This window comes from Micromonospora sp. WMMC415, from assembly GCF_009707425.1.
Lineage (GTDB): Bacteria > Actinomycetota > Actinomycetes > Mycobacteriales > Micromonosporaceae > Micromonospora.
Window position 1 is genome coordinate 3,195,049 of sequence record NZ_CP046104.1, and the last position, 15,423, is coordinate 3,210,471.

Annotated in this window: 15 protein-coding genes; 4 read left to right on the plus strand and 11 right to left on the minus strand. The window is 70.0% G+C overall.

Going from position 1 to position 15,423, the window contains the following annotated elements; translation table 11 throughout:
• Positions 1–88: 88 nt before the first annotated feature.
• The gene (locus GKC29_RS15225; RefSeq protein WP_155331458.1) at positions 89–568 is read left to right on the plus strand and encodes a MarR family winged helix-turn-helix transcriptional regulator; all 480 of its coding nucleotides are present in this window, start codon (positions 89–91) and stop codon (positions 566–568) included.
• Between the two features lie 10 nt (positions 569–578).
• Here GKC29_RS15225 and GKC29_RS15230 read toward each other — a convergent pair whose 3' ends face one another.
• Together GKC29_RS15230 and GKC29_RS15235 are read right to left on the minus strand one after the other, a co-directional pair.
• Positions 579–1,697, minus strand: a complete 1,119-nt coding sequence (locus tag GKC29_RS15230) for a mandelate racemase/muconate lactonizing enzyme family protein (RefSeq protein WP_155331459.1) — start codon at positions 1,695–1,697, stop codon at positions 579–581.
• A gap of 179 nt (positions 1,698–1,876) precedes the next feature.
• Positions 1,877–2,803, minus strand: a complete 927-nt coding sequence (locus GKC29_RS15235; protein WP_155331460.1) for a LysR family transcriptional regulator — start codon at positions 2,801–2,803, stop codon at positions 1,877–1,879.
• Between the two features lie 108 nt (positions 2,804–2,911).
• Between GKC29_RS15235 and GKC29_RS15240 the strand changes: the two genes are divergently transcribed.
• Positions 2,912–3,703, plus strand: coding sequence for a nitroreductase family protein (locus GKC29_RS15240; protein ID WP_155331461.1), 792 nt, complete (start codon positions 2,912–2,914; stop codon positions 3,701–3,703).
• Between the two features lie 347 nt (positions 3,704–4,050).
• Here the strand turns inward: GKC29_RS15240 and GKC29_RS15245 are convergent, their stop codons facing one another.
• Positions 4,051–4,947 (minus strand): IS982 family transposase, encoded by an 897-nt coding sequence (locus GKC29_RS15245; protein ID WP_155331462.1) that lies wholly within the window; start codon positions 4,945–4,947, stop codon positions 4,051–4,053.
• 378 nt (positions 4,948–5,325) lie between these two features.
• Here GKC29_RS15245 and fxsT point away from each other — a divergent pair, with 378 nt between their 5' ends.
• Positions 5,326–7,518: an FxSxx-COOH system tetratricopeptide repeat protein gene (gene fxsT, locus GKC29_RS15250; protein ID WP_196255615.1), complete on the plus strand. Its 2,193-nt coding sequence runs from the start codon at positions 5,326–5,328 to the stop codon at positions 7,516–7,518.
• Here the strand turns inward: fxsT and GKC29_RS29960 are convergent.
• The gene (locus GKC29_RS29960; RefSeq protein ID WP_230688623.1) at positions 7,405–8,253 is read right to left on the minus strand and encodes an LLM class flavin-dependent oxidoreductase; all 849 of its coding nucleotides are present in this window, start codon (positions 8,251–8,253) and stop codon (positions 7,405–7,407) included. The genes fxsT and GKC29_RS29960 overlap by 114 nt on opposite strands.
• A 150-nt stretch (positions 8,254–8,403) precedes the next feature.
• Positions 8,404–9,423 carry an aldo/keto reductase gene (locus GKC29_RS15260; RefSeq protein ID WP_155331464.1) on the minus strand — a complete coding sequence of 340 codons (1,020 nt, stop codon included), beginning with the start codon at positions 9,421–9,423 and terminating at the stop codon, positions 8,404–8,406.
• Between the two features lie 169 nt (positions 9,424–9,592).
• Here GKC29_RS15260 and GKC29_RS15265 point away from each other — a divergent pair, with 169 nt between their 5' ends.
• On the plus strand, positions 9,593–10,180 hold the full coding sequence (locus GKC29_RS15265; RefSeq protein WP_155331465.1) for a TetR/AcrR family transcriptional regulator: 588 nt from the start codon (positions 9,593–9,595) through the stop codon (positions 10,178–10,180).
• A gap of 162 nt (positions 10,181–10,342) precedes the next feature.
• On the opposite strand, the gene GKC29_RS15270 is transcribed toward GKC29_RS15265, so the two are convergent.
• The 6 genes from GKC29_RS15270 to GKC29_RS15295 form a co-directional block, all read right to left on the minus strand.
• A complete protein-coding gene (locus GKC29_RS15270) occupies positions 10,343–10,741 on the minus strand; it encodes a DUF4260 domain-containing protein (RefSeq protein ID WP_155331466.1) in 399 nt (132 codons plus the stop codon).
• A gap of 165 nt (positions 10,742–10,906) precedes the next feature.
• The gene (locus tag GKC29_RS15275) at positions 10,907–11,353 is read right to left on the minus strand and encodes a hypothetical protein (protein WP_155331467.1); all 447 of its coding nucleotides are present in this window, start codon (positions 11,351–11,353) and stop codon (positions 10,907–10,909) included.
• Positions 11,354–11,755: 402 nt separating this feature from the next.
• Positions 11,756–12,820: a PHB depolymerase family esterase gene (locus GKC29_RS15280; protein ID WP_155331468.1), complete on the minus strand. Its 1,065-nt coding sequence runs from the start codon at positions 12,818–12,820 to the stop codon at positions 11,756–11,758.
• A gap of 209 nt (positions 12,821–13,029) precedes the next feature.
• Positions 13,030–13,710 carry a GPP34 family phosphoprotein gene (locus GKC29_RS15285; RefSeq protein ID WP_155331469.1) on the minus strand — a complete coding sequence of 227 codons (681 nt, stop codon included), beginning with the start codon at positions 13,708–13,710 and terminating at the stop codon, positions 13,030–13,032.
• A complete protein-coding gene (locus tag GKC29_RS15290; RefSeq protein WP_155331470.1) occupies positions 13,707–14,426 on the minus strand; it encodes an ABC transporter permease in 720 nt (239 codons plus the stop codon). Before GKC29_RS15290 ends, GKC29_RS15285 begins: the two co-directional genes overlap by 4 nt.
• Positions 14,427–14,452: 26 nt before the next feature.
• Complete coding sequence (locus GKC29_RS15295; protein WP_155331471.1) at positions 14,453–15,334, minus strand: ABC transporter ATP-binding protein; 882 nt, start codon at positions 15,332–15,334, stop codon at positions 14,453–14,455.
• Positions 15,335–15,423: the final 89 nt, after the last annotated feature.

Genomic DNA, 15,423 nt, shown 5'->3' on the forward strand with positions numbered 1-15,423 from the left:
GGAGAGCGGGGGCGGCGTGCGCAATAGGCCGGGCGTGGCGAGTTCCCGGACGGCGTGGCCGGAGCAGTCCCGTCACTACACTGTGGGCATGTCCCCGGCCGATCGCCTGACTGATGCCCAGGAGGAGTCGAGCGAGCCCTTCGAGCTGCGTGCGGCCCCCGGTCACCTCGTCCGCCGGCTGCAACAGGTGCACCGGGAGATCTGGGCGCGCGAGGTGCCCGGCGACGTCACGTCCGCGCAGTTCGCGGTGCTGAACATCCTCGACCAGAAGCCCGGGATCGACCAGCGGATGCTGGGGGAACTGGCCGGCATGGACCGCTCGACTACCGCGGAGATCGTCCGCCGCCTTGTCGCGCGGGACCTCCTGGTCCGGTTCCGCGACGCCGGGGACGCCCGGCGCAACCTGCTCCGGGTGACCGACGCCGGCCGCGCACTGCTGCAGCGGGCGCTCCCCGCGGCCGAGCGCGTCAGCGAGCAGCTCCTGCTCGGGCTGAGCGAACGGGAGCGCGTGGAGTTCGTCCGGCTACTGAACCTGGTCGTCGACCACCACCAGGTCGCCTACGACTGACCCGTCTGGGTCAGCGGACGGCCACGGCGGTGCGGACAGTAAACCGGTTGAGCGCCGCCTCGTCCCACACCATGCCGTGGCCCGGCCGCTGCGGCGGCGCCACCCGCCCGTCCACCGGGGTGAGGACCTCGCCCAGGAGATCGTCGAGCAGCGGGAAGTGCTCGAGCCACGTGCCGCTGCGCGCCGCCGCCGTCAGGTGGACGTGCAGCTCGGGCAGGAAGTGCGGCGTGAGGGCGAGCCCGTGCGCCTCGGCGAGCGCGTCGATGCGCCGGAATTCCGACACGCCGCCGGTGAGCGGAGCGTCGGGCATGAGGATCGCGGCGCCGCCGGAGACGAAAGGCGTGAAGCCGCCCAGCCCGAGCAGGTGCTCGCCGACGGCGAGGGGTGGCGCCGCCGCGGCGGCGAGCGTGTGGTGCGCCCGGACGTGGGCGGACGGGAGCGGCTCCTCGAACCAGGCGACGCCCAGCTCGGTGAGCGCGGGTCCCATCCACAGTGAGGTCGCCAGATCGAGCCGCTCGTTGGCGTCCACCATGATAGCTATTTCGTCACCCACGGCCGCCCGCACGGCAGCGACCCGGGCGACGTCGACGGCAGGGGGATGGACCCCGACCCGCAGCTTGACCGCCCGGTATCCCTCCGCGACGTAGGACAGGGCCCCCTCGACCAGCTCGGCCGTCGACATCCCGTGCGTGGCCCGGCCACTGCCGTACACCGGCACATCTTCGCGGTGGGCGCCGAGCAGCCGGAAGAGCGGGACCCCGGCGCGCACGGCGCGCAGGTCCCACACGGCGATGTCCACGGCGGAGGTCGCGAGGAGGGCGACTCCCGCGCCGAGGCGGCTCGTCCGGTCGCGCAGCGCGTACCAGGTGCGGTCCCAGTCCTGCAGCGGCAACCCGAGCACGGCGGGCAGGTGCACCGCCTCCAGCAACGCCGCGACGGCCTCGGCTCCCGGGCCGAGCGAGTAGGTGAACCCGACGCCTGCGGCGCCGTCATCGGCCGTCACCTCGACCCGGACGAGCTGCAGTTGCGTCGCTCCGGATCCGCCGCGGGCCGCCCCGAGGGGCATGTCGACCAGCTTCACCTCGACGCGGTCCACCACACCGTCATGGCCCGCCTGCCGTGCCGTCATTCGGTTCGCCTCCGATTCGCCGAGAATGGTCAGTGTACTGAGTACCTACCCTGCGCCCGCTCGTCGGGTGGGTCCCGGACTGCGGCGTCAGGCGGCCCGTGATCGCGTTCGCGCGCGGCCGGTCGGACCCTCCGCGGTCGGTTGTCCTCGGCGCCGGTGTCCTGAGCCCGACCGGTTCCTCACGGCCTGGCTGATGTCGCACCGTCGACCTGGTTCTTCGCCAAGGCCCGGACGATGCGGACAAACGGCTCGACGATCGGTGATTCCTCCTCTCGCCGCCAGGCGAGTCCGGTTCCGACCGCGGTGTTCGAGGACGGCGGCAGTGACCGGTAGACGACCCCCGGGCGTCGCAGAGCTCGCATGGAGTCCGGCACGAGGGCGATACCCATGCCGGCAGCCACCAAGCCGATGATGGCGTGGACCTGCTGTGCCTCCTGGACGACGCGCGGGCTGAACCCCGCACCGTGGCAGAGCGCGACGATCCGGTCGAAGACCAGCGCCTCGCGGGAGCGGGGGACCACCACGAAACCCTCACCACGGAGCTCGGTGACCTCCAGTGGAGCGCCCTTCGGCCGATTGTCAAGCGGATGTCCCGCAGGAAGCACGACGCAGATCGGCTCGGAGAGCACCTGTTCGAGCTCGAGGCCCTCCGCTGCCGAAGGCAGGCGAACGAACCCGACGTCGAGTTGGCGCGCGGCCAGCATCTCGAGCTGCTCGGCTGTGGTGTGCTCGTGCAGGCTCAGGTCCACGTCGGGATACTCGCCGCGGAACGCGCGCACCACCCCCGGTAGGACGCTGTACGCGGCCGGGCCGACGAACCCCACGGCGAGGCGCCCTGTGCTGCCCGCCGCGGCCCTGCGCACCGCGGCGGTCGCCTCGTCGCGGTGCTCGAGCATTGCCCGGGCCTCAACCAGGAAGACCCGGCCCGCCGCGGTCAGCTCGACGTGCCGCTTGGTGCGCTGCAGCAGCCGGACCCCGAGCTCCTCTTCGAGGCGAGCGATCTGCTGGCTGAGGGCGGGCTGCACGATGTGCAGCCGTTCCGCGGCCCGGCGGAAGTGCAGCTCCTCCGCTACCGCCACGAAGTACTGCAGATGTCGGAACTCCACCACTCCACCTCTGATCACGCCGCGCTATCAGACAGATGAGAACCGATATTGGACGCTCTCACTAGTTTCGTCCAGGCTGGGGCACCACATCACGACGAAGGAGACGCGATGACAACGACGGCAGAGACCGACGGGCAGCAGGTCGGCACGCCCCCGCCGGACGCCGCGACGTACGACCAACTCCTCGCGCTCGCCAGGCACCGCCGCTCGGTGCGGGCCATCGATCCGCACCGTGAGGTGCCTGACGAGACCATCGACAAGATCCTGGAGGTCGCCCGCTGGGCGCCCTCGGCGGGCAACGCCCAGCCGTGGGAATTCCTCGTGGTGCGCGACGCCGAAACGCGCAAGCGGATCGCCGAGCTCTACGCCCGGCAGATGGCCGACAAGCGCGAGATGCAGGAGGCCGTGTGGGGTCATCGCGACCACATTGGCTACACCGGTTTCCGGCACTCGCCGGTCTTCGTCCTCGTGCTGGGCGACCCACGAGTGATCGATGCCTATCCCGTGCGGACTGCGCTGGAGAAGGGCGAGTCCCATTTCGTGACGAGCCTGGCTCAGGCGACCGTCTTCGCCCATCTCGCGGTCGCCTCGCTCGGCCTCGGTTCGCAGTGGGTCAGCGACGTGAGCTCGCCCTACATGAGCACGATGATCAAGTCTTGGCTCGGCATCCCGCGGCACATGCGGATCTACGACATGTTCGGCGTCGGATACCCGGCCGTGATGCCGACCCCGACCTCGCGGCGCGGGCTCGACGAGATCGTCCACCACGAGCGTTACGACCAGGACAGGAGCCGCGATCAGGAGGCTGTGGAGCGGTTCCTCTGGGACGACACACTGCTCGGTGGGTTCCGGTCGAACAACGGACTGAAGGGCCGGGGCCCGACCGAGGATCCCGCCTGATGACCCGCGTTGTTGCGGGTGGTAGGTCAGCCGCAGTCCGAGTTGCCGGTAGACCTCGGTGCGGTCGGCTGGGTCGGCCTCGCCCAAGGCCGCGGTGATGTCGCCCGGTTGCTGGACGAGTTCCGTGATCTGCTCACGGCTCATCCTGGGAGCGGACCTCGGCTTGGGCTCGTTCAGCACTGCGAGGGCACGCTGACGATCCGCCTCAACCTCAGCGATCCATCCCGTAACGATGTTGGGATCCGCGCCGGCTTCAAGCGCTGCCCGGGAGCTTGGTATCGCAGTCGGCGAGTTGAGCGCGGGCCAGTACGGTCGCTCTCTCCTCTAGACGAGTGATTCCGAATGGATCAGTGGTCGTACGCGGTCAGGGAGCGTTTGACGTCGGCGTTTATGCGCCAGTTGTGCCAGATCGCGGCGGTCATGGCCAGGAGCCGTTGGGCGACGCGGGCGTACACCCCGGCCGGTGTACGACCGCCGTGTCCTTCCAGGTTGAGCTGGCCTTTCAGGGTCTGGTTGACCGACTCGATCCACTGCCGGACCCCGGCGAGGTTGCCGAAACGGCGCCGTTCGTCCTTGCGGTCCGGCCTGGCCAGTAGCACCTCGACCTGCTCGGCGCAGTAGCGTTCGATCGCCCTGCCAGCCAGGCCCTTGTCGGCCAGCACGACCATGCCCGGTGCCAGAGCGCCCAGTTCGCGTGCGTAGTCGAGCAGGTCCTCGGCGATCTCGCGTTCGCCGATCTTCGGGTCGGCCAGGCACCACGCCAGCGGGAGCCCTTCGGCGGTGGTCAACAGGTACAGCTTCAGGCCCCAGTACCAGCGCGAGTGCGACGCGCAGTAGCCGTAGCCGGCGATCTCGGCCAGCGCGGAGCGCTGCACGGTGGACCGAGAGGTGCCGCACGGCACCGGGGTGGCGTCCAGCAGCCGCAGCTGGTCGCCGATGGTGGGGCACAGCCCGGCCAGGTACATCGTGGTTCGGCAGATCAGCGGCGCGGCGGCCTTGACCCGCTTGTGGTAGCCGGGCTGTTTGGGCAGGTAGGGAAACAGATGCCCGAGACGGCCGTAGCAGATCCGCAGCCAGTGGTGCTCGGAGCGGGCGCCCAGCAGCACCTGAGCCACGGCCAGGCAGACCAGTTCGGCCTCGGAAAGTCGCTTCGGCCGGCCCGGGCCTTTGCGGCCGGGCGGGATGACGTGGTCGTCGATAAGCACGTACAGTGCGGTCAAGAGGGTGTCGAGGTCTGTCTTCACAAACGACCATCGATGCCCTCTCTACTTGCGCTGGTCAACCTGCCACGCCGCTCAACCCAGAGTTGGGAATCACTCGTCTAGGTGCGACTCGTCTTGGCTGTCTGCAATCGCGGCGATGGTGTCGTGGATTCGGTGCGGAGCGAAGGCGGAGGCGGACTGAGTCATTGTCCATGCTCGACATGAGTGATTGTCTCTCCGTACGGCGGAGTCACACGGATCCCTGCCTATGGTTGCCTGGAGCATGTGAGCGCCGAGGTGACGGTGGGCGTTGTAAGCGCGATCGTGGCCGTAGCCGGGCTTGGGGTCTCGTACCTCCAGCTGCGCCAGACCTCAACCAAGGGTGCGTCGCGTTGGCCCGCGCGGTGGCGGGCGCCAGTCGTGATCGGCGACGTGCCGCGAGAGCCACTGGCTTACACCCGCCGGGCAGCGCTGCTCGACGAGTTGGCACGCGCCGTCGACAACGGCCCCGTCACCGCGCTGACCGGTGGGCGCGGCGTCGGCAAAACCCACCTTGCCGCGACGTACACCCGCGAACACCTAGCCCGGCGACTGCGGCTGGTGCTCTGGATCGTCGCCGAGGACGCCGCCGCGATCACGACGGCACTGGCGGCCCTGGCCCGCGAGGTCAGGCTCGTCGAGACGGTTATCGATGCCGACGCCGCGGCGAAGGCCGCGCTGCGCTGGATCGAAGAGCGACCCACGCCGTCGCTCATCGTCCTCGACAACGCCCTCGACCCCGACGCCGTCCTGCCCTGGCTGCCCCGCCGTGGCCGAGCGCGAGTCGTCATCACCACGACCAACCAGGACTTCGCTCAACTCGGCACCGAGGTCCGCGTCGAGGTGTTCACCCCGGCACAGGCGGCGGCCTTTCTCTGCACCCGCAGTGGCCTGGACGACCTTGAACAGGCCGCGCTTGTCGCGCACGAACTCGGCGATCTACCCCTCGCACTGTCCCAGGCGGGTGCGGTGATTCGCCGCCGGCGCCAGTCATTTGGCGACTACCTCGCCGGACTCCGTACCGGGCCGCTCGCCTCGATGCTGGCCCGAGTACCAGGCGACGCCTACCCGAACAGCGTCGAGCAAGCCACACTCCGCTCGATCGCCGACGCGGAAGCGGCCGACCCGACCGGCGTCGCCCAACGCATCGTCGATCTCATGGCCCTGCTGTCACCCGCCGGCATCCGGCGCGACCTGCTGTACTACCTGCCCATCGAGCGATCTGGAGTCGACGACGCCCTCGGGACGCTCGCCGGCGCGTCCGTCATCGGGTTCGATGTCACCGGAACAGTCGTAGTGATGCACCGGCTTACGCGGCGCTTCGCACTGACACGTATGCGAACCCAGGGTCGAGTACGGGCAGCGGCGCAGGAAGCGACCAAGGTGCTTGGCGCCGCCGCTGCGGCCACACCGCCGTCCGGTACCGACGTCGTCGACCACGTGGCCGATGTCTGGGCCGCCGTGCGCCGCGACCTGAACGGCGACCCCGAGGCAGAGGCACTCGTATCCGAACTCTTGCGGCTACGCCGGTGGAGCGTCGAACGGCTCGGCATCCTCGGGGAATCCTCCCGCTCACTGACCACCGCGTTCGTCGTGCTGGAGGAGCATCAGAACACAGACGGCATCGACGACGAGGCTGTCTTCCTCGCCCGCCGCGCAGTGATCGACGCGGGCATTGGCACGCACCGCGAACTCGACGTGCTGGCGTTCGCCGAGGAAGTTCTCGCGGACCGGATGCGCGTGCACGGCCCCGACCAGGCGGCCACCGTGGCGACCCGCAACCTTCTCGGATACTGCTGCGAATGCGCCGGCCTCCTAGAGCGCGCCCTGGAAATCCACCGCTACAACCTGCAGGAGAGCCTGCGCATCTGCGGCCCCGATGCCCGCTCGACCATGGCCGCGCGCATCAACATCGCCAGCACGCTGCGCTCAATGGGCCGGAACGACGACGCGGTGCCGATCTTCGAAGAAAATCTTCGCGAGAATATCCGCGTGTACGGGCCCGAGCATGAGTCGACCATTAACGCCCGTGGCGAACTCGCCCGAGCATATGTCCGGGCGGGCCGTGCGGCGGAGGCGGTCACGCTCCACGAGATCAACGCTAGCGTGCACTGCGCCGAGGCCGCTGGAACGCAGGTCATGTGGTGGCCGCAGTACCGAGCGGCCGCCTACTCGGCCGCAGGCCGCCATGGCGATGCGATTGCGTTGTTGCGCGGCCTCGTTGAACAGGCCGAGGCAGCTCTTCCGCGGGACAACCCCAGCCTGATCCGGTTGCGACTCTTCCTCGCCCGTGCGTTGCTGGCCGCAGGCCAGGGCCGCCGGGCACTGCGACTGTTCGAGCGGGTGGTGCAGGACCGGGAGCGGATACTGGGCGCCGACCACACCGCATCGCTGAACGCGCGCCGCAACCTGGGACTGGCCCTCGCGGTACGAGGCCAGCGTCGTCGGGCGAGAAGCGTGCTAACGGACGTGCTGGCCGACTACGTTCGGGTGCTGGGTCAAGCGCACCCATACACGGCGAGCGCCCGGTCGAGCCTGGAGCGGCTGCCATCGCTGCACGAGTTCCCGCCCTGAATGATCGGATGCCCCGCCGGGACGCTGCTCCATGGTCTCCTGCTTGGACCGGTGCGCGGCCAACGACACGCAGGGCCGGCTGCGGCATGTGACGACGGCGAACACGGCGCGGGACCTGGATGCGATCCGGGCTGCGCTCGGGGAGGAGAAGGCGAGCTTTCTTGGAACGTCGTACGGGTCGGCGCTCGGGCCGCGTACGCGTCGATGTTTCCGGACCGCACCGACCGGATCGTGATCGACGATCTCGACGGGCAGGCCCGGCCGTAGCACTGCGGCGAGGGTGTCGAAGAAATCGAACGGCTCGTTGTCGGTCCAGAGTCGCCGGGCGACCGTGAGCGCCTCGGCGAGGTTGCCCACGGCGTCGGCGGTGTCGGCGAAGGGCAGGCCGTGTGCGGCGTACTCCCGCCGGGCCAGGGGGTGACCAGGCCGCGACCCGACGCCGATGCCGAAGTCGAGGCGCCCGCCGGGGACGATGTCGACGACCGTGGCGATTTTGGCGAGCATCGCGGGAGGCCGAAAGCGGTTGCTGGTCACCATCACGCCCAGGCGCAGCCGCTCGGTCTGCGTGGCGAGGGCGCAGAGCAGGGTCGAGCCTTCGTACGCCGGTCCGCCCGGGTCGCCACTGATGGGTATGAGGTGGTCGAACAGCCAGGCGTGCTCGATCTCGGCGATGGCGTCCGCTTCCTGCCGAACCCGCAGGATGTCGTGGTAGTCGACGTACATCGGGGCGGTCATGAGCCCGAGGCTGGGCGAGGGCTTGCTTGGCATGGGTCCGTTCGTGCTTTCGGCGCTAGCCTGGGAAGGCCTGGCTGTGCGGCGGGTCAGGCGGCAGGCGGACGCGCAGGCGCACGTCCGTCTGCAGCCTGGTCACCGAGTGCCGAGTGATCAGCGGCGGCGCAGCGCCGGGTCGAGCAGAGCGGGTGGGGTGTCGTTCTTCTCGTGGGCGGCGAGGTCGACGCCGGGAGCCGCGATCGCGTCGATCGCGTCCAGCACGTCGGCCGAAAGCACCGTGTCCGCGGCGGCGAGCTGCGAGCGGAGGTGGTCCATCGTGCGGGGGCCGATGATCGCGCTGGTCACGCCCGGGTGCGCGGTGACGAAGCCGAGCGCGAGCTGGATCATGCTGAGGCCAGCCTCGTCGGCAACTGTGGCGAGCTGCTCGACGGCGTCGAGCTTGGCGCGGTTGGCGGGGATGCTGATGTCGTAGCGCTGCTGCATGAAGCCCGAGCGGTTCGTGCTGATTTCCTGGCCGGCACGGATCGCCCCGGACAGCCAGCCCGACGCCAGCGGGCTCCAGGCGAGCACGCCCATGCCGTACTCCTGCGTCGCGGGCAGCACGTGGGTTTCGATGCCGCGCTGCAGGATCGAGTAGTTCGGCTGCTCGGTCACGTAACGGCTGAGGCGTCCCTCGCGGGCGGCCCACTGCGCCTGCACAATGCGGTAGGCCGGGAAGGTCGAGGAGCCGAAGTAACGGATCTTTCCCGCGCGCTGCAGGTCCGTCAGCGCCGACAGCGTCTCCTCGTCGCTGGTCGTCGGATCCCACCGGTGCATCTGGTAGAGGTCGACGTGGTCGACGCCGAGGCGGCGCAGGCTGTTCTCCAACGCGGTGACCAGCCAGCGGCGCGAGCCGCCCCGCTGGTTGCGCTCGTCGCCCATCGGCAGGGTCGCCTTGGTGGCCAGGACGACGTCGTCCCGGCGGCCGGCGATGGCCTTGCCGACCATCTCCTCGGACTGGCCGCCGCTGTAGGCGTCGGCGGTGTCGATGAGGTTGATCCCCGCCTCGAGCGCTGCGTCGACGATGGCCGTGGCGTCGTCCTGGGTGGTGTTGCCGATCCTGCCGAAGTTCATCGCGCCGAGTGCGAGGGTGCTGACCTGCACACCGGTGCGACCCAAGGTGCGGTACTGCATGACTGTTTCTCCTTCAGGCGTCCGGCGGTCCACGATTTGGTGGCAGCCCGTCCGGTCAGTTGGTGGCAGCCCGTCCGGTCAGTATGCTGAGCAAGCGGAGCGCTGTTCCGATAAACAACATACGGAACGGCGTTCCGGATGCCAAGGGGAGTGACGGAGGTAACGCGACGTGGCCAACATCGACAGGGGCTCGGAGCAACCGGTCCCGCGCAAGCGGGCCGACGCCCGGCGCAACGAGAAGGCCCTGCTCGACGCTGCCGCCGCGGCGTTCGTCACCTCCGGCGTCGACGTCCCCGTGCGGAACATCGCCGTACGGGCGGGCGTCGGCGTGGGCACGATCTACCGCCACTTCCCCACCCGATCCGACCTCATCGTCGCCGTCTACCGGCACCAGATCGAGGCGTGCGCCGAGGCAGGACCGGCCCTACTGGCCGACAGCGACACACCGCACGCCGCCCTGGCGCAGTGGATCGACCTGTTCGTCGACTTCCTGGTCACCAAGCACGGTCTCGCCGCAGCGCTACAGTCCGACGCCGCCGCCTTCCAGACCCTGCACGCCTACTTCCTCGACCGGCTCGTCCCGGTGTGCGACCAGCTCCTCGACGCTGCCGTCGCCGCCGACGAGATCCGCCCCGACATGGACGCCTACGGACTGCTGCGGGGCGTCGGCAATCTCTGCATCGGCGCGGGCAGCGATCCCGGTTACGACGCACGCCGCCTGGTCGATCTCCTCGTCGCCGGGCTTCGCGTCCGCTAGGTGACGCTGCCGGTAGACGACCGGATCGAACGCGGGCGGCCGGCCGCCTTCGGATCCCTTGGCCTAAACGGTGGCCGGACAGCACGTAATTGCGCTTGCTGGCCCGTAGCTTCCGGATGCCGTCGGGTCGTCTCCCGGAGCGCCTCCACCAAGCCGGCTGGTTCAGCGGTCGAGGGGCCGGGCCTTCCCGATCCGACCGAGGTGTGTGTGTTCGAACCCCTCGGTCGTCTTGAGGCCGTAACCGAGGGCGCGGTCGACCGCGATGTGGAATGCCCAGGCGACGGCCAGGACTCCGAGCCAGTCGATCGGGTCGCGGAGTGCGGCCGTGATCACGGCCACCGCACCGAGCAACGCCGGCAGGGTGTAGGAATGCGCCAGGTTGTAGCAGGTGGCTCCAAGGCGTGGCCCGTGCAGGTAGCCGAGCATTGACAGGTCGAAGACGAGGAAGAGGGCAAGCAGCCACCACCACGGGTACCCGGCGGTGACGGTCACGACGACGGCGAGGGCAGCAACGACAGCGGCCTCGATGCGCTGCGCTGCAACCGGGTTCACATCTGGCATCTCACACCTCGGTATCTGTCAGGGTTCCGCTGGCGCCGATCCCGCGTGCGTCGACCGGACGGTGCCGCTCTCGCCGGTGCGCACTTCGGTACCTTTCCATGTGCGGTCAGGCGGCACGCAGGGCTCGGTCGAGAAAGGCCCTCGTGAGGTCGGCCGTCCCGGATGTCAGCGACCCCCGCGCCGCAACGCCGGCTCGGTGTCGGCGAGAAAGCTCCGCAGCGCACGCGCCGGCCGTCCGGTGACGTGCTCGACGATGTCGGTTACCTCCGCGAACCTGCCGGCGCGTACCCGCTCGAACGTCAGCGCGGAGAGGTCTCGTTCGAAGCCCTCAAGACCGGCAACAGCCTCGTCGACGGTCACGTCCCGGTGGGTCACGGGATGCCCTGCCGCGGCGGAGAGCAGCTCCGCGGTGCGCGGCAACGACAGTGCCTCCGGACCGGAGATCCGGTAGGTCCGGCCGGCATGCCCGTCCTCGAGCAGCGCCCGCGCGGCGACGGCCGCGATGTCCCGGGCGTCGATCCAGGCCACCATGGCGTCGCCGCTGGGAAACGGCAGCTCACCGGCACCGACGATCTGGTCGCGGTAGAAGCGCGGATCGGTGAGGACCTGCATGAACCAACCCGGCCGCAGGACCGTCCAGGCGCGCCCACTGTCGCGTACCGCACGCTCGACACGCGGTGCCCAGCCGGCGGGGTCCGGATGGTCAGGGCCTGGGTGGCCGCCGTCCTGGTCGGACAGCAGTACCACCCAGGGTCACGCCGGCCTCAGCCGATTGCGAATTCCGCACCGTGAACCACTCCTTTGGTTGGTAACTCGTGTGTGTCAACCCCTGGTCGCGCTGTCAGTGCACACGGGCGTCGTCGAAGGCGATCAGCCTTCCCGCGAACTCGACCCGCTCACCCCCGCGGACCGACGCGCGCTGATGCGCATCGCCACCAAGCTCAAGGCGCGCCCGGTCGACCTGGCTGAGGAGACGACCGGCCCCGGATAGGCGCGGCCGGGCCGACGCGGTCCTCACGCCATCGGGTGGCGCTCGGCGAACTCCCACACGATCGCGCTGGCATCGGGGCCCGCGTGATCGGTGTAGCGGCCGTCGCCGTCCGGACCGGGCCAGACGTGCCCCATGTCCTGGACGCGGTACGCCTCGACGATCGACGAGCCGTCCGGCGCCGAGATCGTCGTCTGCGTGTACGCGTGCCGCCCCGCCGCGGCGGGCATGGACACGGTCTTCTCGGTCGTGTCGAGGCTGTCGTTGGGCAGGCCGTCGTCGACGAGGTCGCCCACCGCGGTCCAGTGTTCGACGAGGCGGGTGGCGACCAGGGGCGGCACGACCTCGTCCCGCTCGCCCTGGATGACCAGCAGCGGCACCCGGCGGGCCCGGTCGCCCATCTGGGCCCAGGCCTGACGTGCCGTGTCCAGCGGCGACGTCGAGTCGGGATCGTCCGGGTCGACCTGGTTGAGCCCGTACTCGCCGCCGGCGACCGAGGTCACCGTGGCGAAGATGTCGGGGTGGGTCGCGGCGAGGATGACCGCGGTTCCCGCGCCCGACGAGGCGCCGGCCACGTGCACCCGCGCGGGGTCCGCGTCGTACTTCTCGACCACCTGGCGGGCGACGCCGGCGAGCAGCGCGGGTTCGCCGGTGTACCGGTGCTGATGCCGTGGGTTGGCGGAGTTCCAGCAGGCGATCAGGTTGCGGGTGATCAGTTGTGTGGGGTAGACGACGATGAAGCCCTCCCGGTCGGCCAGGCGGTTGAACTGCGTCGTGGATTTCATGGAGTTCCACCCGTAGCCGGTCATGCCGCAGCCGTGGATCGCCATGATGACCGGTAGCCGGGTCGTCCCCTTGTGCTGGGGCGGGAGGTGGACCTGGTAGCGCTGCGAACCGGCGTCGCCCTCGTAGACGTGGTTGCGGTCGCCGTCGCCCATCTGCCAGGGCAGGCCGAGCTGCAGGGCGGCGACGCCGAGGCTGACGGCGGCCACCACGGTGGCGAGGACGCCGGATACGATCCGGAGCCACCGCCGTCGCAAAGGACGGGTGGGCTCGGCGTCGGTATCCGGCGCGGAAGACGGGGAGGTCACGCGCGTCTCCTTGGTTGTACGGGACCGCGTCTGGTGGATGTCGACACGGTGCGGCGTGGGTCGGGTGTGCCGGATAGCTGAGGTAGCCGACGCCGCCACCGGCGTGTAGTTGTCCCGCGCCCGGCCCGCACGCGGCCGGAGCAGGCTGAGCTCGGCGGGCACGCCGTACACCTCGGGTGGGTGTCGATGTCGTCCCAAATGCGGGCGCACTAGCTGCGCGGAAGCGCGGTGATGGCCGCGATGGCGCTGTTGACGACCGTGGCCGTCACGGTGCGGGTCACGGCCTGCGCCGCGGCGTCGGCGCCCCAGTCGCCGCGCTCGAGTTCCTTGGCCCGGTTGATCACCGGTGCCGTCCACGGGATCTCGCGGTGGAACTGCGGGAGGGTACCGCTCGCGGAGAGCAGTGCCGCGAGCGCGGCGATGCGGGTCTGCGGCTGTGCACCGTCCACGAGGGCGTGCCGGACGTCGGCGAGCAGACGCGCCCGGCGTCCGGTCCCACCCTCGCGCAGGGCGGTCGTGCGGAACAGGCCTAGCACCTTGTGCGGCTGCTGGTCGATCTCGCCTCGCGTGATGAGCCTGTCCAACACCGGCTTGCGCAGGGCGGGACCGATCGCCGCCAGTGCCGTCTGCACCCCCCTCGGTTTCTCGGCGAGGTAGTCCCATGCCGGGCGGAGGAGGTCGTCCGACGGTGGGTGGCCCTCCACACTCCTGACCCGGCCCCGGGCCGGCGTGGTCAGGTGTTCGCCGAGGGCGAGGTCCGCGAGGACGGCTCCACCGAGGACGTAGAACAGCGTGTTCTCCCCCGCGATGGTCCCGGACCTGGGCTGGAACAGGAGCAGTAGGAGATCTTCCGCGAGGGTCGGGACGTCCGACCGGGGTTCGGTGGTCATCGGCGGGGCTCCCAGCGGAAGAGTCGGGTTGCAAGGGTGACGGCGATGGCGACCCAGGCCAGGGTGGGTGCGAGCAGGGCGAGGGATTCGGTCACGGCGACGCCGCCGTTCCAGGCGTTCATGGTCAGTTCGGTGGCGGCGCCGCCGGGCAGGAGTCGCTTGAGCCAGGTGAGGTCGGTGGTGCCGGTGATGCCGATCCAGCTGGACACGGCGATCACGCCGAGAGTGACGGGCAGGGTGGTGACCTGGGCGTGCTCGGGTGAGTTGGTCAGCCCGGCGGTGGCCAGGGCCAGCCCGATCATCATGGCCAGGGTGGCGACGGTCGCCACCACGAGCAGGGCGACGTTGGCCGGCCCGCCGGCGACCAGGGCCAGGGCGGTCAGGATCGCGGTGACCTGGATCAGGGCGAGGACGACGACGGGCAGTAGCAGGCCGGCGAGGATGCGGGTGTCGCTTGCGGCGGTGGAGCGCAGCCGCTTGAGGAAGAGGTTCTGCCGTCGGGAGGCCAGGGTGGTGACGGCGGTGGCGTAGAGGCCGAAGGCGGTGATCGTGAACATCACGATCGCGGCGATGTAGCCGAGGCTGCCGAGGGCGGCGTAGGTCTCGTGCTGGCGGACGAAGAACGCGCTGACGACTACCGGGATGATGAGGCTGGTGATCAGTACCAGCCGGTTGCGGAAGATCTGGATCAGCTCGCTTGCGGCGATGGACAACACGGTGGCACTCCTGTCGAGGTGGCGGGTCAGTTGCTGATGGCGCGGAAGACGTCGTCGAGGCGGGTCGGCCCGGCCTCCAGGCCCTGCAACTCGACGGCGTGGTCCTGGGCCCACCGGAGCAGGACATGCAGGTCCTTCTGCAGGGCGACGGTCTCGACCACGACCTTTCCGTCGGGGCCGACGGCGGCCTGCAGCGGCAGCGTCGGCGCCGCCGGGGGCAGCGTGAAGCGGATGACCGCCGGGAGGGTGCGGGTCAACTCGGCCACGGTGCCCTCGCGGTGGAGGGTGCCCTGGTGCATCAGCCCGATGCGGTCGGCGCGCTGCTGTGCCTCCTCCAGGTAGTGGGTGGTGAGCACGATGGTCGCGCCGTTCTCGCGGAGCCGGTCGACGGTCGCCCAGACGGCGTCGCGGGACTGAATGTCGAGGCCGGTGGTCGGCTCGTCCAGGAAGAGCAGCTCCGGGGTGCCGTAGACGGCGGTGGCGAAGTCCAGCCGCCGCTTCTCGCCACCGGAGAGCTGCGACACCTTGCGGCTGGCCCGGCCGGTGAGGTCGACGAGGTCGAGCACTCGCCCGACGTCGTCGCTGCGCCGGGTGAGCTGGCCGATGAGCCGGACGGACTCAGGAACCGTGAGGTCCGGGGAGAAACCACTCTCCTGGAGCATGACGCCCATTCGGGGACGGACCACGCGCCGATCGCCCGGGTCGTGCCCGAAGACGCGCACGGTGCCGGAGGCCGGCCTCCGGTGGCCCTCGACAACTTCCAAGGTCGAGGTCTTCCCGGCCCCGTTGGTGCCGAGCAGCGCGTACAGCTCTCCGGGCCGTACCTCGAAGGAGAGGTCCTTGACGGCGTGGAAGTCACCGTAGGTGAGGTTCAGCCGGTCGACTTCGATGACGGGTGTGGTGGACATGCACCCTATGACAGCGCGGGCGCCGCCGGCCCGTCAGTGGCACCACGTCATCACCGTATGTGACGTGCTGTCACTGGTCGTGGCCCCTG

Bases quoted from the DNA above. Each gene is read 5' to 3' on its own strand.
- GKC29_RS15270 (WP_155331466.1), bottom strand. From the start codon at position 10,741: ATGCCAGATGTGAACCCGGTTGCAGCGCAGCGCATCGAGGCCGCTGTC.
- GKC29_RS15295 (WP_155331471.1), bottom strand. From the start codon at position 15,334: ATGTCCACCACACCCGTCATCGAAGTCGACCGGCTGAACCTCACCTAC.
- GKC29_RS15240 (WP_155331461.1), top strand. From the start codon at position 2,912: ATGACAACGACGGCAGAGACCGACGGGCAGCAGGTCGGCACGCCCCCG.
- GKC29_RS15230 (WP_155331459.1), bottom strand. From the start codon at position 1,697: ATGACGGCACGGCAGGCGGGCCATGACGGTGTGGTGGACCGCGTCGAG.
- GKC29_RS29960 (WP_230688623.1), bottom strand. From the start codon at position 8,253: ATGACCGCCCCGATGTACGTCGACTACCACGACATCCTGCGGGTTCGG.
- GKC29_RS15225 (WP_155331458.1), top strand. From the start codon at position 89: ATGTCCCCGGCCGATCGCCTGACTGATGCCCAGGAGGAGTCGAGCGAG.
- GKC29_RS15275 (WP_155331467.1), bottom strand. From the start codon at position 11,353: ATGCAGGTCCTCACCGATCCGCGCTTCTACCGCGACCAGATCGTCGGT.
- GKC29_RS15260 (WP_155331464.1), bottom strand. From the start codon at position 9,423: ATGCAGTACCGCACCTTGGGTCGCACCGGTGTGCAGGTCAGCACCCTC.
- GKC29_RS15285 (WP_155331469.1), bottom strand. From the start codon at position 13,710: ATGACCACCGAACCCCGGTCGGACGTCCCGACCCTCGCGGAAGATCTC.